The 24,948-nt window shown below is 37.2% G+C and carries 20 protein-coding genes; 11 read left to right on the top strand and 9 right to left on the bottom strand.

What is annotated here, in order from left to right:
- Positions 1-5: 5 nt before the first annotated feature.
- Positions 6-1,544, bottom strand: a complete 1,539-nt coding sequence (locus FK004_RS14325) for an IS1182 family transposase (RefSeq protein WP_108737873.1) — start codon at positions 1,542-1,544, stop codon at positions 6-8.
- 183 nt (positions 1,545-1,727) lie between these two features.
- Here FK004_RS14325 and rimK point away from each other — a divergent pair, with 183 nt between their 5' ends.
- Together rimK and FK004_RS14315 are read left to right on the top strand one after the other, a co-directional pair.
- The gene (gene rimK / locus FK004_RS14320; RefSeq protein ID WP_108737872.1) at positions 1,728-3,098 is read left to right on the top strand and encodes a 30S ribosomal protein S6--L-glutamate ligase; all 1,371 of its coding nucleotides are present in this window, start codon (positions 1,728-1,730) and stop codon (positions 3,096-3,098) included.
- Between the two features lie 22 nt (positions 3,099-3,120).
- On the top strand, positions 3,121-3,636 hold the full coding sequence (locus tag FK004_RS14315; protein WP_108737871.1) for a DUF421 domain-containing protein: 516 nt from the start codon (positions 3,121-3,123) through the stop codon (positions 3,634-3,636).
- Positions 3,637-3,722: 86 nt separating this feature from the next.
- On the opposite strand, the gene hutH is transcribed toward FK004_RS14315, so the two are convergent.
- A complete protein-coding gene (gene hutH / locus FK004_RS14310; RefSeq protein WP_108737870.1) occupies positions 3,723-5,228 on the bottom strand; it encodes a histidine ammonia-lyase in 1,506 nt (501 codons plus the stop codon).
- A gap of 196 nt (positions 5,229-5,424) precedes the next feature.
- On the opposite strand from hutH, the gene FK004_RS14305 reads away from it, so the two are divergent.
- Entirely contained in the window at positions 5,425-6,792 is a 1,368-nt protein-coding gene (locus tag FK004_RS14305) for a TlpA family protein disulfide reductase (protein WP_108737869.1), read from the top strand.
- Between the two features lie 34 nt (positions 6,793-6,826).
- Here FK004_RS14305 and FK004_RS14300 read toward each other — a convergent pair whose 3' ends face one another.
- The 3 genes from FK004_RS14300 to FK004_RS14295 all read right to left on the bottom strand — a co-directional run bounded on the left by FK004_RS14300 (position 6,827) and on the right by FK004_RS14295 (position 9,715).
- Entirely contained in the window at positions 6,827-7,684 is an 858-nt protein-coding gene (locus FK004_RS14300) for an IS3 family transposase (protein ID WP_262497652.1), read from the bottom strand.
- A gap of 14 nt (positions 7,685-7,698) precedes the next feature.
- The gene (locus FK004_RS19485; protein WP_227871611.1) at positions 7,699-8,127 is read right to left on the bottom strand and encodes a hypothetical protein; all 429 of its coding nucleotides are present in this window, start codon (positions 8,125-8,127) and stop codon (positions 7,699-7,701) included.
- Between the two features lie 85 nt (positions 8,128-8,212).
- On the bottom strand, positions 8,213-9,715 hold the full coding sequence (locus FK004_RS14295; RefSeq protein ID WP_108737868.1) for an NAD(P)H-hydrate dehydratase: 1,503 nt from the start codon (positions 9,713-9,715) through the stop codon (positions 8,213-8,215).
- A 308-nt stretch (positions 9,716-10,023) separates the two neighbouring features.
- Here FK004_RS14295 and thrA point away from each other — a divergent pair, with 308 nt between their 5' ends.
- The 7 genes from thrA to FK004_RS19580 all read left to right on the top strand — a co-directional run bounded on the left by thrA (position 10,024) and on the right by FK004_RS19580 (position 19,174).
- Entirely contained in the window at positions 10,024-12,474 is a 2,451-nt protein-coding gene (gene thrA, locus FK004_RS14290; RefSeq protein ID WP_108737867.1) for a bifunctional aspartate kinase/homoserine dehydrogenase I, read from the top strand.
- A gap of 64 nt (positions 12,475-12,538) precedes the next feature.
- The gene (locus FK004_RS14285) at positions 12,539-13,462 is read left to right on the top strand and encodes a homoserine kinase (protein ID WP_108737866.1); all 924 of its coding nucleotides are present in this window, start codon (positions 12,539-12,541) and stop codon (positions 13,460-13,462) included.
- A gap of 9 nt (positions 13,463-13,471) precedes the next feature.
- The gene (thrC, locus tag FK004_RS14280; RefSeq protein WP_108737865.1) at positions 13,472-14,779 is read left to right on the top strand and encodes a threonine synthase; all 1,308 of its coding nucleotides are present in this window, start codon (positions 13,472-13,474) and stop codon (positions 14,777-14,779) included.
- An 84-nt stretch (positions 14,780-14,863) separates the two neighbouring features.
- Positions 14,864-15,946 carry a glycine cleavage system aminomethyltransferase GcvT gene (gcvT, locus tag FK004_RS14275; RefSeq protein ID WP_108737864.1) on the top strand — a complete coding sequence of 361 codons (1,083 nt, stop codon included), beginning with the start codon at positions 14,864-14,866 and terminating at the stop codon, positions 15,944-15,946.
- Positions 15,947-15,958: 12 nt separating this feature from the next.
- On the top strand, positions 15,959-18,001 hold the full coding sequence (locus tag FK004_RS14270; RefSeq protein WP_108737863.1) for a S41 family peptidase: 2,043 nt from the start codon (positions 15,959-15,961) through the stop codon (positions 17,999-18,001).
- A gap of 174 nt (positions 18,002-18,175) precedes the next feature.
- Positions 18,176-18,886, top strand: a complete 711-nt coding sequence (locus FK004_RS14265) for a YebC/PmpR family DNA-binding transcriptional regulator (protein ID WP_108737862.1) — start codon at positions 18,176-18,178, stop codon at positions 18,884-18,886.
- 153 nt (positions 18,887-19,039) lie between these two features.
- Positions 19,040-19,174 carry a hypothetical protein gene (locus tag FK004_RS19580; RefSeq protein ID WP_262497651.1) on the top strand — a complete coding sequence of 45 codons (135 nt, stop codon included), beginning with the start codon at positions 19,040-19,042 and terminating at the stop codon, positions 19,172-19,174.
- Between the two features lie 295 nt (positions 19,175-19,469).
- Here FK004_RS19580 and FK004_RS14260 read toward each other — a convergent pair whose 3' ends face one another.
- From FK004_RS14260 to FK004_RS14250, 3 genes are all read right to left on the bottom strand, one after another.
- Entirely contained in the window at positions 19,470-19,982 is a 513-nt protein-coding gene (locus FK004_RS14260) for a hypothetical protein (RefSeq protein WP_108737861.1), read from the bottom strand.
- Positions 19,983-20,212: 230 nt separating this feature from the next.
- Positions 20,213-21,253, bottom strand: coding sequence for a cysteate synthase (gene capA, locus FK004_RS14255; RefSeq protein WP_108737860.1), 1,041 nt, complete (start codon positions 21,251-21,253; stop codon positions 20,213-20,215).
- An 83-nt stretch (positions 21,254-21,336) separates the two neighbouring features.
- Positions 21,337-23,469, bottom strand: a complete 2,133-nt coding sequence (locus FK004_RS14250; RefSeq protein ID WP_108737859.1) for a S9 family peptidase — start codon at positions 23,467-23,469, stop codon at positions 21,337-21,339.
- A 71-nt stretch (positions 23,470-23,540) separates the two neighbouring features.
- Between FK004_RS14250 and FK004_RS14245 the strand changes: the two genes are divergently transcribed.
- The gene (locus FK004_RS14245) at positions 23,541-23,864 is read left to right on the top strand and encodes a YbaB/EbfC family nucleoid-associated protein (protein WP_108737858.1); all 324 of its coding nucleotides are present in this window, start codon (positions 23,541-23,543) and stop codon (positions 23,862-23,864) included.
- Between the two features lie 52 nt (positions 23,865-23,916).
- Here FK004_RS14245 and FK004_RS14240 read toward each other — a convergent pair whose 3' ends face one another.
- A complete protein-coding gene (locus tag FK004_RS14240; protein WP_108737857.1) occupies positions 23,917-24,942 on the bottom strand; it encodes a threonine aldolase family protein in 1,026 nt (341 codons plus the stop codon).
- Between the last annotated feature and the right edge of the window lie 6 nt (positions 24,943-24,948).

Genomic DNA, 24,948 nt, shown 5'->3' with positions numbered 1-24,948 from the left:
TGCCTTTATGCTGCAATTTTCTTTCTTAAGTTGTGACCTAAAGCCATTAATCCGAATTCTAATTCTACTTTTTGAAGTCCTTTTAAAGAAAACCGTCTAAAACCGTTATTATGCTTGAGTTGAGCGAATACAGGCTCTACATCGGCAGAGCGTTGCTTTCTTCTTTGTATTCCTATTTCACTTAGTAGTAATTCCCTTGCTTGTTGTTTATGTCTTTCAAGGTTGTGGTTTCGCTCGATGCTTCTGTTTCCCTGAGCTTTAAAACATTGACCTCGAAGTGAACAGCCTTCACAGTTTTTGGCCTGATAATGCGATAAGGTTTGGGTGTATCCTGTAGTTGTTGTTTTCTGGTTTTGATATGTTTTATGCATTTTTTGTCCCATTGGACATACATAATAGTCTTCTTCTGGATTGTAATAGAGATTTTCCTTGCTAAAAGCCTTGTGTTTCTTTTGGTAGTTTTGATCTTGTTCTTTTTCAAAAGTATTATACTTCACAAAAGCTTTGAGTTTCTTCTGTTTCAGATAATCGTAGTTTTCTTCACTTCCATAACCTGCGTCAGTAGTTATTTCTTTTATCTTTTTAAATAATTTTTTACCAAAGGTTTGTTCCAAATTTTCTAAATGAGGCTGGAGTGTTTTAGTATCGGTCGGATTTTGATGGATGGTATAATGAACAATGATCTGATTTTGTGTAGATATTTGAGTATTATAAGCTGGTTTGAGCTGTCCGTTTAACATATGGTCTTCTTTCATTCGCATAAAAGTAGCCTGGGTGTCGGTTTTGCTGTAACTGTTTCTTTCTCCCAGAATAGCTTCTTGCTTTTCATACTTTTCAAGATTGGAAGTAAAATTATTTTTTATGTAGCGTAATTTAGCTTTTGCTTTAGAACTGGTCTTTTCATTACCAGAGAGTTTGGCATCTATTTTAGCTACAGTTTTCTCAATTACCTCTTTGCTGATTTCTTTGAACTCTGTTGGTTCCGGGTTGGGGTCATCTTCATTGTCGATACTTTGGGCATAGTTCCATAATTCTTCCAACTGGGTGAGCATTTTTGCTTTATTGGTTTTTATGCTCTTACCCCACACAAAAGTGTACCTGCCGGCCTGAGCTTCTATTTTTGTTCCGTCGGTATAAATTTGTTTTAGATTCACCAGTCCTTCTGAGGCCAACATCAAAACTACCTGCTTGAAGATTTCTTTAAAACTCTCTTTTAGTTTATCACTTCTAAATCTATTAATTGTATTATGATCAACAATAGTCATAGAAGTAAGCCACATAAAATTGATATTCTCACGAAGTGCAAGTTCTATCTTTCTCGAAGAATAGATATTAGTCATATAAGCATACAACATCACTTTGAGTAACATCTTTGGATGATATCCAGGATTACCTTCTTTACTGTACGCTTTTAAAAGAGGCTGGATATTAAGGGATTCCACAACTTGGTCAACTATTCGAACCGCATGTGTATGTGGAATTAAATCATCAAACGAATAAGGTAGAAGCATCGTTTGTTGTTGGTTATAATGTTTGAATCTCATATATAATCAGCTGTTTATCACTGATTAAATTTACAAAATTGCATATAAAAATACAAACTAAAAAAAAAGAAGCTGACTCAGTTTTGAGACAGCTTCTTTTTTTTGTTCATATAATAACAGTGCATTCGCATCGGCATTTCAAAAAAAGTAGTACTTTAGAATCTTATTTCAATTTAGAAAAATATGTTACAAGAGAAAGTAATTGTTGGTAGTGAGGAATGGTGTTCGTTTCCATCTCTGGGAATCCCTACTATAAAAGCACGTGTTGATTCGGGTGCTAAGACTTCAGCATTACACGCGATAAATATTGCTCCTTTCATTAAAGAAGGAGAAAACTGGGTGAAGTATGATATCAATCCTATCCAGAATAATTTAAAAACAGTAATCCATTGTGAATCACCTTTGGTCGATAAACGTGTGGTCAAAAGCTCCAGTGGCTTCCGCGAACAACGCTATGTTATCCGTACCGAGCTTGAAATTGGCGGTTCCCAATGGCAGATTGAAGTAACGCTTACCAATAGGGATTCCATGGGATTCCGGATGCTATTGGGACGTGAAGCAATGAGTGGCCGTGTGTTGGTCGATCCTGAAAAAAAATACCTGCTGGGACAACCTACCAGCGAGGTTTTAAAGGAGTTATACCAAAATTCAGAAAAAGCAAAAACAGGTTTGCGAATTGGGCTTTTAGCCAGTAACCCGGATTTGTACAGCAATAAGAGAATTATTGAAGCGGGTGAAATGCGCGGGCATGAAATGCATTTCCTGAATATCAAGGAATGTTATATGAAACTCGATGCTACCAATCCTGAGATTCACTATCGTGGTGGTAAGATCCTGAGTAATTTTGATGCGGTAATCCCAAGGATACGTCCGAGTATTACTTTTTATGGTTGTGCCCTGACCCGGCAATTTGAGGCGCTGAAAGTATTCTGCCTCAATTCTGCAGCTGCTATAACCCAATCGAGAGATAAATTATTTTCGCTGCAATTGTTATTAAATCACGGAGTCGACATTCCTACTACCGGTTTTGCCAATTCGCCTTTAGATACCGATGATTTGATTAAAATGGTAGGTGGTTCTCCCCTTATCGTAAAATTACTGGAAGGTACACAAGGAAAAGGCGTTGTTTTGGCAGAGACTAAAAAAGCTGCTGAAAGTGTTATTAATGCTTTTAAAAGCCTTAATGCAAACATCCTGGTACAGGAATTCATCAAAGAAGCCAATGGAAAAGATATCCGTTGCTTTGTTATTGATGGGAAAGTGGTAGCCGCCATTCAGCGGGAAGCTTTACCGGGTGAATTCCGCGCAAATATCCATTTGGGTGGGACAGCTTCTATCATTAAAGTTACTGCTGATGAAAAACGGATTGCCATTAAAGCTGCAAAAGCGATGAACCTAAAAGTAGCCGGTGTAGATATTATCCGTTCTTCCAAAGGACCACTGTTGTTGGAAGTGAACTCCTCTCCAGGCCTTGAGGGTATTGAAGGTGCTACCAATAAAGATATTGCCGGAGAAATGATCAAAGCGATTGAAAAGAATTTTAAATGGAAATAACCCTTAAAAACGGCTTTTATTCATGAATCCTTATCTCGATATCATCATACGAAGTGCTTCTGTATACTTATTTATGGTCATTGCACTCCGCATTTTCGGAAAAAAAGAACTCTCACAACTCAATACTGCCGATGTCATATTGATTTTGCTGATTAGTAATTCTGTCCAAAATGCTATGGTAGGAACAGATACAAGCCTGTGGGGTGGATTGGCTGCAGCAACAGTTTTATTTGTAGTCAATTTTATTTTGAAAAAACTGATGTTTCGCTACAAACGCCTTAATAATTTATTGCAGCAAAAACCCGAAATCCTGATTCACAATGGTAAAATTGATTTTGACATCTTAAGCAAACTGGGGATTACCTCAGATGAACTGACCGAAGCAATGCACGAACATGGCGTAGAATATTATAAAGATGTAAAATTAGCCATGCTGGAAATTGATGGGAATATCAGTATTATCTCTGGAGATAAAAATTTGAAGCAAACTCATTTCAAAAGAAAAAGAGCCCATAAATCACTGGGAGGAATCAATTAATTCTACTCTAAATATAAAAAAATAACCTGCATATTTTTAAGATGTGCAGGTTATTTTTTTGTGGTATTATTACTTATAAAAAGGTGCTATAGCTCTGCTTCATCAATTTGAAAACTGCGTAAAAAAGCAATAGTCTTCATGATATCATCGTGCAGGATACGGTCTTCTTTTACGAAAGACACTTCTTCATGATATGACTTTAGGAACATCTCAATAAAAGGGCTTGACTGTAAAGGTCTTCTGAATTCCATAGCCTGGGAAGCATTCATTAGCTCAATCGCTAAAATGGTTTCTAAATTTTCTATTATTTTCAGTGCTTTTGTCGCTGCATTAGCGCCCATGCTCACATGATCTTCCTGTCCATTAGATGAAACAATACTGTCAATGCTTGCGGGTGTTGCGTACTGCTTGTTCTGGCTTACAATACTGGCTGCAGTATATTGTGGAATCATAAAACCGGAATTAAGCCCCGGATTATCAACTAAAAAGGCGGGTAAATTACGAAGGCCCGAAATTAGCTGGTAGGTTCTTCTTTCAGAAATACTTCCCAATTCGGCCAACGCAATCGCTAAAAAGTCTAATGAAATCGCAAGGGGTTGCCCGTGGAAGTTCCCACCTGAAATTATTTGATCCGTTTCGATAAAAATATTCGGATTATCGGTAACGGAATTTATTTCTGTTTTAAATACTTTTTTTACGTAATCAATAGCGTCTTTGGAAGCACCGTGTACTTGTGGCATGCAACGGAAAGAATAAGGATCCTGAACGTGCTGCTTCGGCTGTACAATAATTTCACTATCCTCTAGGAACGCAGTCACACGTTGCGCTGTTATGATCTGGCCTTTATGGGGACGGATGTAATGAATCAATTCATTAAAAGGCTCTATCCTACCGTCAAAAGCTTCCAGCGAGATGGTTCCGATTAAATCTGCCATATAAGAATACTTCGCGGATTTTATCAATACAGCAACACCAAAAGCGCTCATAAACTGAGTACCGTTCAATAATGCCAAACCTTCTTTTGATTTCAGGATGATTTTTTTCCAGCCAAAGTGAGCCAGTACTTCTGAAGCGTGTACTTTCTTATCCTGAAAATAGACAAGCCCTTCTCCAATCAAGGGAAGTGACAAGTGTGCTAACGGCGCTAAATCACCAGAGGCACCCAGTGAACCCTGTGAATAAATTACCGGGAAAATATCATTATTGTAAAAATCGATCAGACGGTTAACGGTTTCCAACTGTACTCCTGAATGTCCATAACTCAGGGACTGTATTTTCAATAAGAGCATCAATTTTACAATTTCCTGGGAGACCTCTTCCCCTGTTCCGCAAGCATGGGATTTTACCAGGTTTTCCTGAAGTTGGGAAAGATTCTCATTTGAAATTTTAATATTATATAAAGAACCAAAACCAGTATTAATACCATAGATAGGATCACTATGAGTAAGCATTTTCTGATCAAGGTAATTTCTGCATTTTTCGATATTGACAGTAGCTTCTTCTGATAACGCTAATTTTTTGCCCTGGGAATGAATTTCCTGAACAGATTCTATTGTTAAGGTTTCAGAGCTGATATAATGAAAATTGTCCATTTTTGAAGTTAATTTTTGAGTTCCCAAAATTCCGCAAACGTTTGCAGAAAAGCAAAATTTATTCGGGTTATTTATGAGAGTTTTGTGAAGTAGGGAAATTGTGGTGCTCTGTAAAATCTCATTATAAAAAAAGAGAAGACAATTAAATTATTTTATGATTTATAGCTTAAATTTGGAATCATAAAAAACACATACGATGAAAAAAATATTAGGACTTATTACGCTTCTTGTACTGGCTTCGTGCAGTAAAGACGCTGATTATTTACTGGTTTCGGGGAAGATTATCAATTCTGATGGAAACAAAATTACTATTACCGGAGATTCTTTTGAAAAAGAGCTGACCCTTAAGCCTGATGGCACCTTTAGCGATACACTGGACCTGAACTATTCCGGAGCTTATGCAATCAAAACCAATAGCGAAAGTAATGAGCTTTACCTTATGCCAGGCAAGCATCTCGAAATCAATGCAGATTATTCAGATCTTACAAAATCAATTGCTTTTACAGGTGACCTGAGTGCCGAAAACAATTATATCAAAGCTAAAACGGAAATCAAAAAATCATTAATTTCTTCCAATAGTGAATTTTATGCCTTATCCGAAGAAGCTTTCAAAGAAAAAGTGGAAGAACTGGTAGGGAAACAAAAAGCATTGGTTGAAAAAACAAAATTTGATGTTCCTTCCTATAAAGAAGAAGAACTTAAAAATATCGATTATGCAAAAGCACTGGCTTTCGTTAACTATCCTTCCTACCATGCGCATTATGCTGAAGCTCCGGATTACAAGCCATCCGCTACTTTTCCGAAATTTGACGATAAACTGAACCTGGATAATGAGAAAGACTTTTATTTCTCTAATGCTTACAAGCAACTCGTATCTTCAAAATTCTATGAAGAGGTAGAAAAAAATACAAAATCAGAAGAGGATAAACTTTCGGATATCGCACTTCCTTTCCTTAAAAAGATAAAAAGCCAAAACATTAAAAATGCTTTAGCTACTGATTTAGCTTATGATATTTCACCAGCTAATGAGAAATCACAGCAACTTTTTGATGAACTTAATAAAATTTCAACGAATGAACTATTCAAAACTAAGCTTGCAGAGAAATTTGAAAAAGTAAAGAAATTAGCCAAAGGGCAACCTTCACCTTCTTTTAACTATGAAAATTATAAAGGTGGCACTACCTCCCTTGAAAGCCTGAAAGGGAAATATGTTTATGTAGATGTATGGGCTACATGGTGTGGGCCTTGCAAACAGGAAATTCCTTCATTAAAAGCAACTGAGTTAGCCTACAGAGGTAAAAACATCGAATTTGTAAGCCTTTCCATTGATCAGCAGAAAGATCATGAAACCTGGAAAAAAATGGTGGCCGATTTACAACTGGAAGGTATTCAGTTGATGGCAGATAAAGACTGGAAATCACAGTTTGCAGTAGATTATGCTGTAGATGGTATTCCAAGATTCATCCTGATAGACCCTAATGGAAATATCGTTTCGGCAGATGCGCCAAGACCATCGGATCCAAAACTAAAAGAACTTTTTACTTCTTGTCTAGTCCTAGAATAGCAATACAGGATTAATAATAATAAAAGTACATTTTTTAGACAGAAGTAGCTTCATGGTTACTTCTGTTTTTTGTTTTATAGGTTTTCATTTCTATTTCTTTTTGCTGATGCATTTGCATCGGAGTAAGCATATGATTAGAGCAATGCGGTCTTACTAGATTATAAATCTGTATAGATTCCTTAACTACTAACTTAATAATATTAAGTTGCTGATCATTATACCTATCTACTAAAAACTCCTGTTTTAATATTCCATTTACCCTTTCAGCGACCGCATTTTGATATGGATCATAAGACTCAGTCATGCTACAGCGCAGGTTTTTAGTCTTGCTTATCACTTTTTGATATTCATCAGAACAATATTGTATACCTCTATCTGAGTGATGGATTAACGACAAACAACTATTTTTCCTGCTCTTAAGAGCCATTTGTAAAGCTTTAAGACTATTTTCGGCATTTAAATTAGTAGCTACATTAAATCCCATGATCCGTTTTGAATATGCATCTGTTACTAAGCTTAAATAGCAGGGCTTACTTCTTTTTCCGATGTATGTAATATCGGATACCCAAACCTGTTCAGGACGTATTATTTTTAAGTTTTCAATTAAATTCTTGTGTTTTTTAAAACGATGATATGAGTTAGTCGTAATATGATAGCTCCGTTTTGGAGATATTAGCAGATGGTTTACTTTGAGGATATTAAAAAACATATCTCTTCCAATCTTCAATGCTCTAAGCTCCTGGTTTAATAAATAATACAACTTTCTCGTACCGATACGAGGCATTTTCATCCTAATCTTTCTTACCATAAGAATGACTTGTTCAGACTTTGATTGCTTTAAGATTTTTCTTTTAATGCTACGATAATAGACCTGCCTGTCTATCCCGAACAAACTACAGGTAAAACCTAAGGTTTGTTTTTGTTCTTCTTTAAATAGGACAATTGTTCGGGTGATGAGTTTTTTCGGATATCGATATTATATTCTTTCTCTGCAATATCAATAAGCATATCAAAAATAATAGCTTTCTTATCCGTAAAATTAACTTGTTGCTCCAGATGAGCTTTCTGTTTTTCAAGAAGCGTAACTTTAGCTTCGAGTTCCATGATTTGCTGTTCAGGTGTTTTAGCCATTTGAGATGGGGTTTGGGTTTCCCAATCAAAGTTACCAAATTTTCTAAGCCAACTAACAACTGTTGAATGTGCTTGCACACCATATTTTTTACAAGCTCCATGTGTAGATAACTCTCCTCGTTCAATCTCATGGACGATTTGCAATTTGAGAGACATACTGTAATCTCGCTGGGTTCGCTTTACATAATTTTTCTCTTTAGACATAATTGAGTTTTTTTTTGTATCGCTATTTCAGGACGGGACATCTTTAAAAATATAAATGATAAAGCCTCCTGATCGGGAGGCTTTTTTATTCCCCTATTTTTTGATACGCCCTGCCCAGATAGTTTATACTATCCGAAGCTACAAAACTATGATAGCTCATGTCTGCCAGTGCAAGGTCAGCCGTAAGTCCATGAAGGTACACCGCAATAATTAAAGCATCTGTCGCATCATACGACTGTGCGCGTAAACTCGCAATCATACCCGATAGTACGTCTCCACTCCCACCGGTAGAAAGTGCTGGATTTCCGGTTGAATTGATATGGACTTTTCCATCATATACAACCATGGAATAGGCTCCTTTAATAAGGACGACAATATCATATTTTTTAGAAAAAGCAACTGTTTTATCTATTTTATCAAAATCATCTTTCCACTTACCAATCAAACGCTCTAATTCTTTAGGGTGTGGCGTAAGAATTGTTTTTGACGGCAATAATGATAACCAGGTTTTATTTTCAGAAATAATATTTAGTCCATCGGCATCAATGACCAATGCTTTTTCATAGGACTTTAGAAACTCATGTAGTGCCTGCTGTGTTTTACTATTTTGACCCATTCCCATCCCAATTACCACTGCGTCCGGCTGAAGTTCATATTGAATAGCCGTAATGAAGTTCTTATTTTTATCGGTCACGACCATCACCTCCGGTATGGCTACCTGAAGAATTTCATAACCGCATTCCGGTACAAAAGCAGTCACAAGCCCACATCCTGTTTTTAAAGCGGCTGTAGAAGCTAAAATCATCGATCCGATTTTACCATAACTGCCACCGATAGTAAGCACATGCCCAAAAGTTCCCTTATGAGAATAAGGCCCAAAAGTTTTTAATCGTTTTTGAATGTCATCTGCATCGGTATATGAAAAAACGGTCACTACTTCTTGACTGTATTTTTTACTGAGCCCAATATCCAATACCACAAATTTTTCAAGATAACGCTGTAATTCGGGTAGGAAAAAAACCAATTTTGGAAATTGAAGGCTTAATACTATCGCAGCACAGAGTACATCTTCCTCTCTTTCCGGTTTCCTGTCCAGGTATAATCCCGAAGGTATATCAATTGCAATTACTGTAGCTCCTGTATTATTAATATGCTGAAAAAGGCGCACGACTCCAGCATCCGGTTGTCGGTTGAGCCCACTGCCAAAAATGGCATCTATCACTATATCCTGAGGGCTAATCTCCGGAAGAGCTGCATTTTTATCATAGTGATCCGGATAAAGCACTGCTTCTGTGAGGCGCTCCAAATTAGTCTTAAAATCCGGAGTCGGCTTGCTGGTAGGAACGATATGCACTGTAACGTTATAATTCTCAAAAGATAACAAACGGGCAACTACCAGGCCATCACCTCCATTATTTCCTGTTCCACAAAAAATATGTATCGTAGCAGTGGTATGTTTCAGGTAATCATTGAACCATTTATACAGTACTATTCCGGCTCTTTCCATCAGTGCTACCCCGGTTAAATTTTGTTCTACTAACGTCCTGCTATCTGCTTTTCGAATCTGATCACCACTTAAAATTTTCATATTGTCATTTTTTCTATCGATTTATAAATTATCCGAAAATGTTAATAGCAGCTTTCAACCGTTAGCATAAAAACCTTACATTTGAAAAACAAAAAGAAATAACTTGCTAAGCATCAGTTTAAAATACAGTAATTTAGTGTTATCCGAGACTTCGGATAAACGTACTGTTGTTGCTACAGCTACTACAACTACAACCCTTTGGGGTATTCTTTCTATATATAATATCGTCCCTCTGTTTATTTCTTAATAAACACCTGAAATGCCAACGGTATTTCCATTTCTCTTATTATAACTAAAAAAGAATACCTATGAAGATATTAAAATTCGGTGGAACTTCTGTTGCACATGCGGAAAATATTTTAAAAGTGGTTGCGATACTTAAAAATCAAATCCAAAACGAACCCAGGCTTATTGTTGTTGTTTCTGCCATGGGAGGCATTACTGATCTACTATTGACTGCAGCGGAAAATGCAGCGGATAAAAAACAGGAATACAAAGCGCTTTTTGAGACTATCGAATTCCGTCATTTTGAAGTGATAAGGGAATTAATCCCGATTGTAGCACAAAGCGCTATTATCAGTCATACCAAACGTACTTTAAATCATTTAGAAACCTTACTTGACGGCTGTTTCCTGCTTGGAGAACTCTCAAAACGAACCAAAGATGGGATCATCAGTTTTGGTGAGTTGCTCTCCTCTTACATCATTACAGAAGCACTAAAAGTTCAGGGACTAAAAGCGATACTACAAGACAGCCGGGAACTGATCCAAACGAATGATCATTTTGGTAAGGCTATGGTCGATTTTGAAGTTTCCAATATACTGATAAAGAAGTATTTGGCGACTGTTGATAATCCGTTAGTTGTCGTTCCGGGTTTTATTGCCCGTACACAGGACGGCCATACCACTACTTTAGGGCGTGGTGGTTCGGATTATACCGCTGCCATACTTGCTGCGGCCCTACAGGCTGATCTATTAGAAATCTGGACCGATGTAAGTGGTATGTATACTGCGAATCCAAAATTGGTCAAACATGCTTATCCCATAACCGATATCACGTATCAGGAAGCGATGGAACTCTCTCATTTTGGGGCCAAAGTACTCTATCCCCCGACCATACAACCGGTTTTCAATTCCAAAATTCCAATTGCGATTAAAAACACATTTGCCCCCCTCGCAACTGGAACCTTAATTACAGAATATGGAAACCCGAAAAGCAATCCTATTAAAGGTATTACCCATATCGATAAGATTACCTTACTTACTATTGAAGGATCAGGCATTATAGGAGTTTCCGGTACTTCCAAAAGAATATTTGAAGCACTGGGCAATAAAAACATTAGCGTTATATTTATAACTCAGGCTTCTTCAGAATACTCCATTTGTATTGGCATAAGCGATGCTGATACTACTGAAGCTAAGAAAGCATTGGATACTGTTTTCGCATTTGAAATTTCACAGTTTAAAATTATACCCTGTGCTATTGAAAGCGGTTTATCGATTATTGCTGTAGTTGGGGAAAATATGAAAAACTATCAGGGGCTTAGCGGTAGCGTTTTCAGCACTCTGGGGCGTAATAACATTAATGTCCGGGCGATCGCACAAGGCGCCTCAGAACGAAATATTTCCGCAGTAATCCAAAGCAGTGATACCAAAAAAGCCATCAATAGCCTTCATGAAAAGTTTTTCGAAGAAGACAGCAGGCAATTAAATCTGTTTGTGATGGGTGTCGGTAATGTTGGTGAACGATTTATAGCGCAAATAATGCAGCAAAAGCACTATCTGAAAGCGCATCATAAAATTACAATCCGCATCATTGCACTTTCCAATTCCAGAAAGATGATTTTTGATGAAGATGGAATTTTACTAAAAAACTGGCAGGCCGATATAGAAAATGGTATCCCTTCCAATATTCACATATTCCAGCAAAAAGTAAAAGCGGCTAATTTCAGAAACAGCATTTTTATTGATAATACGGCCAGCAGTGCAGTTGCTGAGGGCTATAGCTATTATCTTGAAAATAGTATTGCTGTAGTAACCTGCAATAAAATTGCCTGCTCTTCTTCGTTTGATAAATATAGGCAGCTGAAAGACCTATCCCGTAAATTTAATGCCCCCTTTTTATATGAAACAAATGTGGGTGCCGGATTACCAATTATTGACACCGTAAAAAACCTCATGGCTTCCGGCGATAAAATCCATACGATCCAAGCCGTTCTTTCCGGTAGCCTGAACTTTATATTCAATAATTTCAATACAGAAAACAGCTTTTACGATATCGTACAACAAGCTCAGGCAGAAGGCTATACTGAACCAGATCCGAAAATTGATTTAAGTGGTATTGATGTAATGCGTAAAATATTAATCCTTGCCCGGGAAAGTGGTTTGGCTATGGAAATGGAGGCCATAGAAAATATTTCTTTTCTTCCGGAATCCAGCTTATCTACTGATACTGTAGCTGATTTCCTGAGCAGTTTAGCCACAAATAGCCACCATTTTGAATCATTGCTGCTCAAGGCAAATGAAAAAAATTGCAGATTGAAATATGTAGCGCAACTAAAAAATGGCAAGGCAAGTGTCAGCTTACAGCAGATTCCAAAAGACCATCCGTTTTATGCTGTTGAAGGAAAAGACAATATCGTGCTTTTATTTACAGAGCGCTATAATGAACAACCCCTATTAATCAAAGGAGCCGGAGCCGGAGCCGCAGTAACAGCTTCGGGTATTTTTGCAGATGTGATCCGGATTGGTAATAACTAATTCCATAGTAATCCAATAAAATCAATAATTAGAGACACTATTTTTAATTCCTTACTATACAAAAATGGATGAAATAAAACTATTTGCCCCAGCTACAATCGCCAATTTATCATGCGGTTTTGATGTACTGGGTGTCTGCCTCGATCATATTGGTGATGAAATGATTATCCGGAAAAGCCGGACAAAAGGCATCCGTATTATTGAAATTACCGGTGCCGACCTTCCTATGGACACAAAACAAAATGTAGCAGGTGTAGCAGGTTTGGCATTATTGGATCAGTTCCACACTGAAATTGGTTTTGAAATCAGGATCCATAAAAAAATAAAAGCCGGTAGTGGACTCGGAAGCAGTGCCGCCAGTGCTGCCGGAGCTGTATTTGGGATTAATGAACTGCTGGGCAGGCCCTTTTCATCGGCAGATCTTATTCCTTTTGCCATGGAAGGCGAACGCCTGGCTTCCGGGACAGCACATGCAGACAACGTGGCACCGGCGCTATTGGGAGGTTTTGCATTAATCCGAAGTTATGCTCCTCTGGACATTATTAAAATAAACGCCCCGCAAGCCCTTTTTGCCACTGTTATCCATCCACAGATTGAAGTGCGAACCGCAGATGCCAGATCTGTACTTCGCGAAAATATACCCCTTGGGAAAGCTGTTATCCAATGTGGAAATATTGCCGGGCTTATCAGTGGGCTATATACCGAAGATTATGGATTGATCGGGCGATCGCTTCATGATGAAATTGTCGAGCCTTTGCGTAGTATCCTCATACCAGGATTCGAAAAACTAAAGATGGCAGCTCTGGATAATGGCGCATTAGGCAGTGGGATTTCCGGATCCGGACCTTCTGTATTCGCTTTAAGCAAAGGGATTGAAACCGCTAAAAATGTAGCAGTTGCGATTTCAAATATTTATACCGAAATGCAACTTCCGTTTGAAGTCCATGTATCCGGAATCAATCCAGCCGGAATTAAAATAATATCTTAACTATTGATTATGAAATATATCAGTCTAAATGATAAAGCACCAAAAGTAGGATTTCGGGAAGCTGTATTTAATGGCCTTGCTCCCGATCGTGGATTGTACTTTCCGGAAACAATTATGCCACTGCCCAATCTTTTTTTTGAAACTATCCAGGATCTTACTCCCGAAGAAATCGGCTATCAGGCTTTGAAGCAATTTGTGGGAGATGCAATTCCGGAAATGGCATTGCGCGAAATCATTTCCGATACGCTTTCTTTTGATTTTCCATTAGTCGCTATCGAAAAAAGAACCTATGCCCTGGAGTTGTTCCACGGCCCTACCCTGGCATTCAAGGATGTTGGGGCACGATTTATGGCGCGATGCCTTGCCTATTTTAATTCTAAAACTAAAATATCAAACAGTACTGTTCTTGTCGCAACATCCGGAGATACTGGCGGAGCGGTAGCCAATGGGTTCCTCGACACACCCGGTATCGAAGTTGTGATCCTCTATCCTTCAGGAAAAGTCAGTGAAATACAGGAAAAACAACTGACCACTTTGGGAAAAAACACTAACGCTCTTGAAGTTAAAGGTGATTTTGATGCCTGTCAGGAAATGGTAAAAAAAGCCTTTTTAGATCCTGGCCTGGCCCATAGAAAACTGACTTCCGCAAATTCTATCAATGTAGCCCGATGGCTTCCGCAAATGCTTTACTTCTTTTTGGCCTATAAAAACTTAAAAAGTAAAGGAGAAGCTTCCAATGTAGTGTTTAGCATTCCCTGCGGGAATTTTGGAAACTGTTGTGCCGGTATGATGGCCGCTCAATTGGGATTGCCAGTGTCGCATTTTATAGCTGCTACCAATAGCAACGATACTGTACCGCGGTTTACAGTTAGCGGAAAATATGAACCTGGTGTTACTATCCCAACAATTTCGAATGCAATGGATGTCAGCAATCCCAGTAATTTTATCAGGATATTAAAGCTCTATGAAAATAAAATTCAGCTATTACAACAATCATTTTCATCCTACAGTTTTAGTGACACAGAAACATTGCAAGCCATGCAGGAATTATATAAAAAATCAGGATATATCGCTGATCCCCATGGTGCGATAGGCTATTTGGGATTGAAAAAATACAATGGGGATAACGATTATACCGGAGTATTCTTGGAAACCGCACATCCAATAAAATTCAAAGAAACAGTAGAAGCGATTCTTTCAGAAAAATTAGAAGTACCAGCACAAATACAGGAGTTATTGGATAAAAAGAAACAAAGCCATACTATTGCAGGCTATGAAGATCTTAAATCCTTTTTATTAGGCAATAGCAATGGATAATCGCGGGAAACTTCATCAGGAATAACTATTAAAATTCCTTTTTTTTGAATAATTTAGCGCGACAAATTAAAACAACATACAACAATGAAAAATACTGCGCTTACGCATGTTCACGAAAGTTTAGGAGCAAAAATGGTACCTTTTGCGGGTTACAATATGCCTGTTCAATACGAAGGAGTTATTGCTGAACATGAAACAGTACGTAATACTGTCGGAGTGTTTGATGTTTCCCACATGGGTGAATTCTTTCTGAGAGGCGAAAATGCCCTGGCATTAATCCAAAAAGTAACGACAAATGATGCTTCCAAACTTGTAGTAGGTAAAGCACAATATTCATGTATGCCCAATAATGAAGGTGGAATCGTAGATGATTTACTGATTTATAAAATTTCTGATGTGGAATATTTATTGGTTGTAAATGCTTCCAACATCGAAAAAGACTGGGACTGGATCTGGAAACATAATGATTTAGGGGTAGAAATGGAAAATGCTTCTGAAGGCTATTCGCTATTGGCAATCCAGGGACCACATGCGGCAACCGCTTTACAGGCATTAACGCATGTAGACCTCCATAATATGGACTATTATAGTTTCAAAATCGGAAAATTTGCGGATAAGGATGATGTAATTATTTCCGCAACTGGTTATACAGGTTCCGGTGGTTTCGAACTTTATTTTAAAAACGAAGATGCTGAAGACATCTGGAATGCTATTTTTGAAGCCGGGCTTCCTTTTGGCATTAAACCAATTGGCCTTGCGGCACGTGACACCTTACGTCTCGAAATGGGATTCTGCCTGTATGGGAATGATATCAACGACACCACTTCTCCTATTGAAGCCGGATTGGGCTGGATTACCAAATTCGATAAAACATTTACAAATTCTGAAGCTATAAAAGCACAGAAAGAAAATGGTGTCACTAAAAAACTAATTGCTTTTGAGTTAACCGATCGTGGAATCCCACGTCATGATTACGAAATTGTTGATGCTACCGGAACAGTTATTGGACACGTAACCTCAGGAACCATGTCTCCTTCCCTTAATAAAGGAATTGGTTTAGGCTATGTAAGCCTGCCGTATAGCAAAGTCGACTCTGATATCTTTATTCGGATCCGTAAAAACGATGTTCCAGCTAAAGTGGTAAAGTTGCCTTTTTATAAAAAATAAAATCCTGATGGAATGAAGAAGCTCACACTGTTACTTATATTTTTATCATTCTCTTTATATGGGCAAAATAATAAGGAAGCCTGTGACCTGCTTACTAAAATCAATAAGCTCATCAAAAAAGAGCATTTCAGGCCTAAACCGATAGACGACAGTTTATCGGTTTATGTTTTTGATAGTTTTATCAATGAACTTGATCCAGACCGGAGCCTGTTTTTAAAATCAGAATATGAGCATCTTAAAAAGCACCGTTTAACGATTGATAATGCCATTCGGGCAAAAGACTGTTCCTTTTTTAATGATTTTACGACTACGTATGAAACAGCATTAGAACGTAATAAAGCGGTTATCCAAAAATTAGAAAAGGAAGATTTAGACTATTTCTATAATACTGATACCTTACGTTTCACTACTGAAACCATTGCTTTCTACCTAAAAGAACAGGATGTAGAGAAAATCCTTCGCAAAAAAATCCGCTATGATATCCTCGAAGACATTGCTAAAATGAGCCCGGATATTGATAGTGTAAAGCAAAAGTTTGATGCTTTTGAAAAAATTTCAAAAGCTAAAGTATTCGAAACCAAGTTATGCAAAATCAATAGCATACTCGATGATCCGGACCACCTGAAAACCAATCTGGAGAATTCTTTCTATACGATTTACACTTCCTATTTTGATCCCCATACTGCTTATTTTTCATCTGAAGAAAAATCTACTTTTTTTTCAGGTCTCTCTACGGAAAAATATTCGTTGGGAATTTATGTTAGCCTGAATGAAAAAGAAGAAATTATTGTTGAGGAAGTAATACCCGGAAGCAGCATTTTCAAATCGGGTAAAATTGATATTGGAGACCAGATCATCAAAGTAGGTTCTCAAAACGAATCCTATTGGGTGACCTGTGTCGCAATGAAAACTATTGCTGATATTGTTTTTTCTGATAATTACAAAGAAGTAACACTCACCTTGCGTAAAAAAAATGGAACGGTGTATGAGGTGACGATTCAAAAAGAAATCATGAAATCGGATGAAAATCTTGTTTATAGTTTTATCATTGAAGATGAAAATACCCGATTGGGTTACCTGAAAATACCCAGTTTTTACAGTGATTTTGATGATGATCTGAATAAAGGATGTGCCCGTGATGTTGCAAAAGAAATTATAAAATTAAAAGCCGATACCATTGATGGCCTTTTAATTGACTTGGAAGATAATGGTGGTGGCTCCATGGATGAAGCCATCAAATTGCTGACGATGTTTCTGGATAGCGGCCCTATTTCTGTATTGGTTGACAATAAAAACCGGCAAAACATCATCAACGATTATAATAAAGGGGCAATTTATAACGGTCCTATTGTGGTGCTGATCAATGGTAATTCAGCCTCTGCAAGTGAATTTTTTGCTGCAGCCTTACAGGATTACAACCGCTCCATTACGATTGGTTCCCCCTCCCTTGGTAAAGCGACCATGCAAACCGTATTGCCAATTGATAAAAAACAAAAAGACTTTTTAAAAATTACTATTGATAAATTTTACAGGGTTACAGGAAAAAGCCATCAAATTACAGGGGTGTTGCCGGATATTGAGATCCCATACCTTTTTAATGATTTCGTCAGCCGTGAAAAGAATTACAAGACCGCACTGCCGAATGATAGCATCAAAATTCATTACAACTTTATCCCTTATTCCAAGGCTATTTATCAGGATGCAATTGATAAAAGTAAAAAGCGTATTGAAACAAATGCAGATTTCATGACTATAACAGCACTCAATAAAAGTATCAATTCTTATATGACCACTCCTAAAGAGCCTGTGCCTTCTCTTTTTAATGAGGTTTTCGCAAGCACGCACCAGAATGATAGTATTTGGGAATCCATTAAAATGGTGACCTCCAAAGAGAACACCCTGACAATACTCAATACTTCTTATGATAGCGAATCGATGAAAAATAACCCGCAGTTAAAAGAAATGAATACTTTTAAAATTAAAAATATTAAAACAAATCCCTATATTCCTGAAGCCGTACACATCATAAAAGATTTTGTTGCAACCGAATATTAATACAGGAGTCGGTAGCCATGTCATTATTTGGTTTTACAATTTATGACTTTCGGGATTAGTTCTTTCAACAGCAGCTTAGAGTAAAAAATAGAATAAAAATTAGCAAAAAAGAGTTGTAATCCTTAAAAATAATTGGGAAAACATTATTTTTGCAACGTTAAAAAAACATTAGAAATGGGAAGAGCGTTTGAGTTCAGAAAAAATAGAAAAATGAAACGTTGGTCAGCTATGGCCAAAGCATTTACAAGAATAGGAAAAGATATTGTGATGGCTGTGAAAGAAGGTGGTCCAAATCCGGAATCCAATTCCAGGCTTCGTGCTGTCATCCAGAATGCCAAGGCAGTAAACATGCCGAAAGACAACGTAGAGCGAGCTATCAAAAAAGCAACCGATAAAGATACAGCCAACTATAAGGAAGTATTATTTGAAGGCTATGCACCACACGGGATTGCCTTGCTAATTGAAACAGCAACCGATAACAATAACCGTACTGTAGCAAACATCCGTAGCTATTTTAACAAATGTAATGGTAGTTTGGGCACACAGGGATCTGTTGAATTTATGTTTGACCATACCTGTAATTTTCGTATCCCAAAAGGAGATATAGATACAGAAGAATTGGAACTGGAACTAATTGATTTCGGTGTGGAAGAAGTTTTTGAAGATGAAGACGGAATCTTAATCTATGCTCCTTTTGAAAGTTTTGGCGCTATCCAGAAAGAACTGGAACACCGAAACCTTGAAATTCTTTCTTCTGGTTTTGAACGTATCCCACAAGTTACCAAAGAACTGACAGAAGAACAAATAGCAGATGTTGAAAAATTACTGGAAAAAATTGAAGAAGATGATGACGTTCAAAATGTCTATCATACTATGGAGGGTTAACTGTCCTTTTCCACTACAATAAATTTTCAGGCAATAATGTAAAAATAAAACAGTTGTAAACCCTTTACAACTGTTTTATTTTTTTGGGTAAAATATAGCTCCTATTCCTGGTGCATTTAGTTTTTAAATTTAATATTCAAGAAAATTAGAGGTATGAAACCAGAAAGCCTGACCGAATTAAGCAACCAGGAACTTTTACAGAAAATAAAAAGAATAAAAACCAATTCAATAATTGACGCTGCAATTGTAGGAAGTACTATTGGAGTTGTGATTTATAGTGCAGTATAAAATGGTTTTGGATTCTTTACTTTCTTTCCTTTTACTGTTGGCCTATATCATAATTAGAAATTCGAAAAATAATAAAATCTTAGAAAAAGAGATCCAAAAGGAAATACAATCACGAAACCTATACTACTAAATTTACATAGAACTTTTCCTGAAAAATTTAAAGTAAAAATCCCGACATTCGATTGATCGGGATTTTTTATAACTTATATAAATATTGCATATCTAATTAAATATAAAACCTGTCCAATTAAATGAACAGGCTTATATTTATAAAAAAAATCTCTTTATTCTTGATTTAATAATTATGCCATGGTGTTGCATTATTACAAGTAGGTGATCCAAATTCTGAAGAACAGGATGCTCCATTTAGGACTACCCTCCAGCTAAAGCATGCGTTAGTCGTATCAAATCCAACAATATCAGAGATATTTACATAATAAGTCAAAGTAGGAGTATTACTAAATAAATTTATAGCAAATCTCTTAATCACCGTTGGGTTAGCACAAGATTTAGCTTCAATATAAGCGCTAAGTTGGCAAAAATAAAGATCTAAAGGCTGGAAAGTAGAATAACTAACAGCCATAATACCAGGCGCGGGCTGAGTAGCTGTTTCATTAACATTAAAATTAACTACACAACCTGGCACAGCTGCAGCTTTTTCTTGTTCCTGCAATGAAATTACAATTTCTGAATCAACAGGTGTAGTTACAATCTTTTGCTGCTGATCAGCAATTACTTGATCTGAATCGGATGAACATCCAATAAAAATACTAAACATCATAAGGGGTAACAATAATAATTTTTTCATAATAAAAATTTGTAGGTTAAAATTTACATTCAAATATAAACATAATTCTCATTAATACATCTTTTTAAAATAAAAATTTCTCGTTTTGAGAATATTTATTGTTATATTATTTATATAGAACATTTTAACTAATAGCCATTTTATAATTTAAAATAAAAGCTCTAAATTATTTATAAAAGATAAGAGCCCCAAAATTTGAGGCTCTTATCTTTATCTACAGTTGTAGTATGTTACTTTATAAATTCTATTTTTTGTGCTTCTTCTACATTTACACTGTCAAAGAAACCTTGCTCATTCATCCAGTCATCGCTAAATACTTTGCTCATGTATCGGGAACCGTGATCCGGGAAGATAATAATTACATTGCTATCTTTATCAAATTCTCCTTTTTCAGCATATTGACGTACAGCCTGTATCGTTGCACCACTGGTATATCCTACGAATAAACCTTCTTTTTTTGCTATCTCACGAGTTACATGCGCGCTTTCTTCATCTGTTACTTTAATGAATTCATCAATAACATCAAAATCGGTAGCTGTAGGAATTAGGTTTTTCCCTAAACCTTCAATTCGATAAGGATAGATTTCATCATTATCAAACTCCTTGGTCTCGTGGTATTTTTTCAGTACAGATCCATAAGCATCAACGCCCAGAACTCTTATATTTGGATTTTTTTCTTTTAAGAAACGTGCTGTTCCGGAGATTGTACCTCCTGTTCCGCTGCACGCGACAAGGTGGGTGATTTTTCCGTTGGTCTGTTCCCAGATTTCCGGACCTGTAGATTTATAATGAGCATCGACATTCAATTCATTAAAATACTGGTTGATGTAAACCGATCCTTTCGTTTCTTCATGAAGCCTTTTAGCAACATTGTAATACGATCTTTCATCATCGGCAGAAACATGTGCAGGGCAAACATATACTTTAGCCCCCATACTTCTCAGCATATCAATTTTATCTCTTGATGATTTTGAACTCACCGCCAAAACACAATCATAACCTTTAATAATACTTACCATTGCGATACTGAAACCTGTGTTTCCGGAAGTCGTTTCGATGATAGTATCACCCGGCTTTAGAATTCCTCTTTTTTCAGCTTCTTCAATGATATATAAAGCTATTCTGTCTTTGGTTGAATGTCCGGGATTAAAGGCTTCTACTTTCGCATAAAAATTTCCTTCTAATCCTTCTGTAACTTTGTTCAGTTTAATAAGTGGTGTGTTACCTATTAATTCCAAAACATTATTATAGGCTTTTATTTCTTCTTTCATAAAAAATAAGTTAATCAAGGGTATAAACTCTTACAAAGTTTTAATAACCGCAAAACCTTGCAAATTTAATTAAAAAATTTTAATTATTTTTGAATTCCTTCTAAATCTAATAAAAAAGTATATTCTTTAGCAAGTTCTTTCAGTGCTTCGAATCTTCCGGAGGCACCCCCATGCCCCGCATCCATATTAGTATCAAGGAATAACAGGTTGTTTTCTGTTTTTACGGCTCTTAGTTTGGCAACCCATTTTGCAGGCTCCCAGTACTGAACCTGGCTATCATGCAGCCCGGTTGTGACCAATAAATTGGGATATTCCTGCGCTGTAACGTTGTCATAAGGCGAATAAGACTTCATATAGTCGTAATATTCTTTATCATTCGGATTCCCCCATTCATCATATTCTCCGGTTGTCAAAGGAATTGTATCATCCAGCATGGTAGTAATCACATCGACAAAAGGAACCTGAGCAATAACGCCATGATAGAGTTCCGGAGCCATATTGACTACAGCACCCATCAGCAAACCTCCTGCAGAGCCTCCCTCTGCATATAAATGCTCGGGTGAAGTATATTTTTCTGCAATAACAAACTTGGAGCAATCAATATAGTCGGTAAAAGTATTTTTTTTATGCAGGAGCTTTCCATTCTCATACCATTCACGCCCCATATCTTCACCTCCACGGATGTGAGCAATAGCATATACAAAACCACGATCGAGTAATGATAGCCTGGATGAGGAAAAATAAGCATCCATTGTGGCCCCATAAGAACCATATGCATAAAGCAATAATGGATTTTTACCATCCTTTTTTAATCCTTTACGATACACCATTGAAATTGGGATTTTAGTACCGTCCTGTGCCGTTGCCCATACCCTTTCTTCCGTATAATTATTTTTATCGAATTTACCTCCTAAAACCTGTTGTTCTTTCAGGACTTCTTTGGCTTTCGTTTTCATGTTAAAATCGATAATAGATGCAGGCGTTGCCATCGACTGGTAGCCATAGCGCAATACATCCGTATCAAAATCGACATTTGAGGTCGTATAAACCGTATACGTTTCACTTTCAAATGGAAGGTAATACTCCGGCTCTCCATTCCAGGCCATAATACGCAGTACATTCAATCCATTGGTGCGTTCTTCTACAACTAAGTAATTCTTGAAAATCTCAATATCTTCCAACAATACGTTATCACGGTGCGGAATCAGGTCTTTCCAGTTTTCCTGGCCTGTAGCCTTTTCCGGAGTCTTCATTAGTTTAAAGTTGGTAGCCTTATCCTTATTGGTAACAATATAAAAATCAGTCCCATAATGGGAAATGCTATATTCCAGGCCACGAACTCTGGGCTGAAACACTTTAAACTCCTCATTGGGCTTATCAGCACTTACAATCCGGTATTCCGAAGTTAACGTACTGGAAGAGCCTATTACAATATATTTTTTTGATTTCTCTTTGTACACAAAGGTACTGAAAGTATCGTCTTTTTCATTGTAAATCAATTTATCTGCTGATTTACTGCCCAGTGTATGTTTGTATACTTTATCCGAACGTAGTGTTTTTTTGTCCTGGCGGGTATAAAATAACGTTTTATTATCATTTGCCCAAGTACCGCCACCGGTAGTATTATCAATTTTATCTGCTAAAATCGCACCGGTTTCAAGATTTTTAATCTGTAACGTATAAATCCTTCTCCCTACGGTATCGATAGAAAAAGAAGCCCATTTATTATCCGGGCTAATGCTTACACCTGCTAAGTTAAAATACGTATGGCCTTCTGCAAGTGCGTTGCAATCGAACATAATTTCCTCTGCTGCAGCCAGGCTCCCTTTTTTACGGGAGTAGATTGGATAATTTTTACCTTTTTCAAAACGGGTAATATAATAATACCCATTATAAAGATAAGGAACAGAAGCATCATCTTCCTTGATCCGGCTTTTCATTTCCTCAAATAAGTCCGTTTGAAACTGCTTGGTATGTGCTGTCATTTGCTCATAATACGCATTCTCCTGGTTCAGGTAATTGATAACCTCAGGGTTTTCGCGATCGTTGAGCCAGAAATAATTGTCAATTCTTTTATCGGAATGTTTTTCTAAAGTAACAGGCTTTATAGGAGCCGAGGGTGTCGGTATATTGTGAGTCATTTTTTTTTCGATTTTTTGCGAATACGAAGATGCAAAAGTAATACAAACAGCCGCTAATACTATTATTTTTTTCATTGATATTTCCTATTGACAATCATTTGCCAATTTACTAAATTTGTAAATATTAATTATAAAAATTATCAACAATGTTTGGAGATATTATGGGAATGATGGGAAAAATTAAGGAAACCCAACAGAAAATTGAAGAAACTAAAAAGCGTCTTGACACCGTTTTAATCGACGAGCAGAGCAATGACGGGTTATTAAAGATAACTTTAACCGCAAACCGTACGGTAAAAAACATCAGTATTGATGAAAGTTTACTTGAGGACAAAGAGCAATTGGAAGACTATTTGGTGCTGGTTATTAACAAAGCCATAGCAAAAGCTTCTGCAGTGAATGATGCAGAACTGGGTGCTGTTGCGAAAGATGGCATGCCAAATATTCCCGGAATGGATATGTTTGCCTAATATGCTACGACATCATGCATAAAAAAGCCTGGTACTACCAGGCTTTTTATATTTAAAATGTAATCTTATGCAATGTTTCCATCACATAATCATGCATTACACCTTTATAATCGAGATGGGTTACAATGCGTAATTTACCATGTCCCATCGCACTGATAAAAATGCTTTTTTGTTTTAATTTTTCAATGACAATAGTATCCTTCAGCGGTTCCCGCACTGTGAATATTAGAATATTTGTTTCTACCGGCTCTACATTGTTGACCCAGGGTAACTTTTGTAATATTCCTGCAAGCTCACGTGCCCTGCGATGATCCTCATCCAGGCGGCTCACGTTGTTTTTAAGCGCATAAATCCCTGCAGCGGCGAGATACCCTGCCTGACGCATGCCACCACCCAGAATCTTACGGATACGCAAAGCGCGGTGGATTGTTTCCTTATCCCCTACCAATACCGATCCTATTGGTGCACCAAGCCCTTTGGAAAGGCATACTGAAATCGTATGGAATATTTTTCCGTACTGTTTTGGATTTTCCCGGCGGGCAACCAATGCATTCCAAAGGCGTGCGCCGTCCAAATGGAATTTTAAATTATGGTCATCACAAACCGCTCTTATTTTAGCAAGTTCCAGTGTATCATAACAAGCCCCACCTCCTTTGTTTGTGGTATTCTCAACACAAACAAGACTGGTCAGTGGACTGTGGAAAAATTCAGGTGGATTAATGGCCGCCAATACCTGATCTGCAGTAATCATTCCCCTGTCCCCATCCAAAAGGCAACAGCTGACCCCACTATTGAAAGAGGCACCACCACCTTCATAATTATAGACATGAGCCCATTTATCACAAATAAGCTGTTCACCAGGTTGGGTATGCAATTTAATTGCCGTTTGGTTGGCCATGGTTCCGGAAGGAAAAAACATAGCGGCTTCCATACCAAAAATATTAGCTATAATCGTCTCAAGTTCAATAACAGTAGGATCCTGCTTGTACACATCATCGCCTACTTTTGCCTGCATCATATAATGCAGCATTTCATGGCTTGGTTTCGTAACAGTATCGCTAATTAAATTTATTTCCATAGTTTC

This window comes from Flavobacterium kingsejongi (assembly GCF_003076475.1).
Taxonomy (GTDB): domain Bacteria; phylum Bacteroidota; class Bacteroidia; order Flavobacteriales; family Flavobacteriaceae; genus Flavobacterium; species Flavobacterium kingsejongi.
The sequence above is the reverse complement of the archived record's forward strand: the minus strand, read 5'-3'. Positions and strand labels throughout refer to the sequence as shown.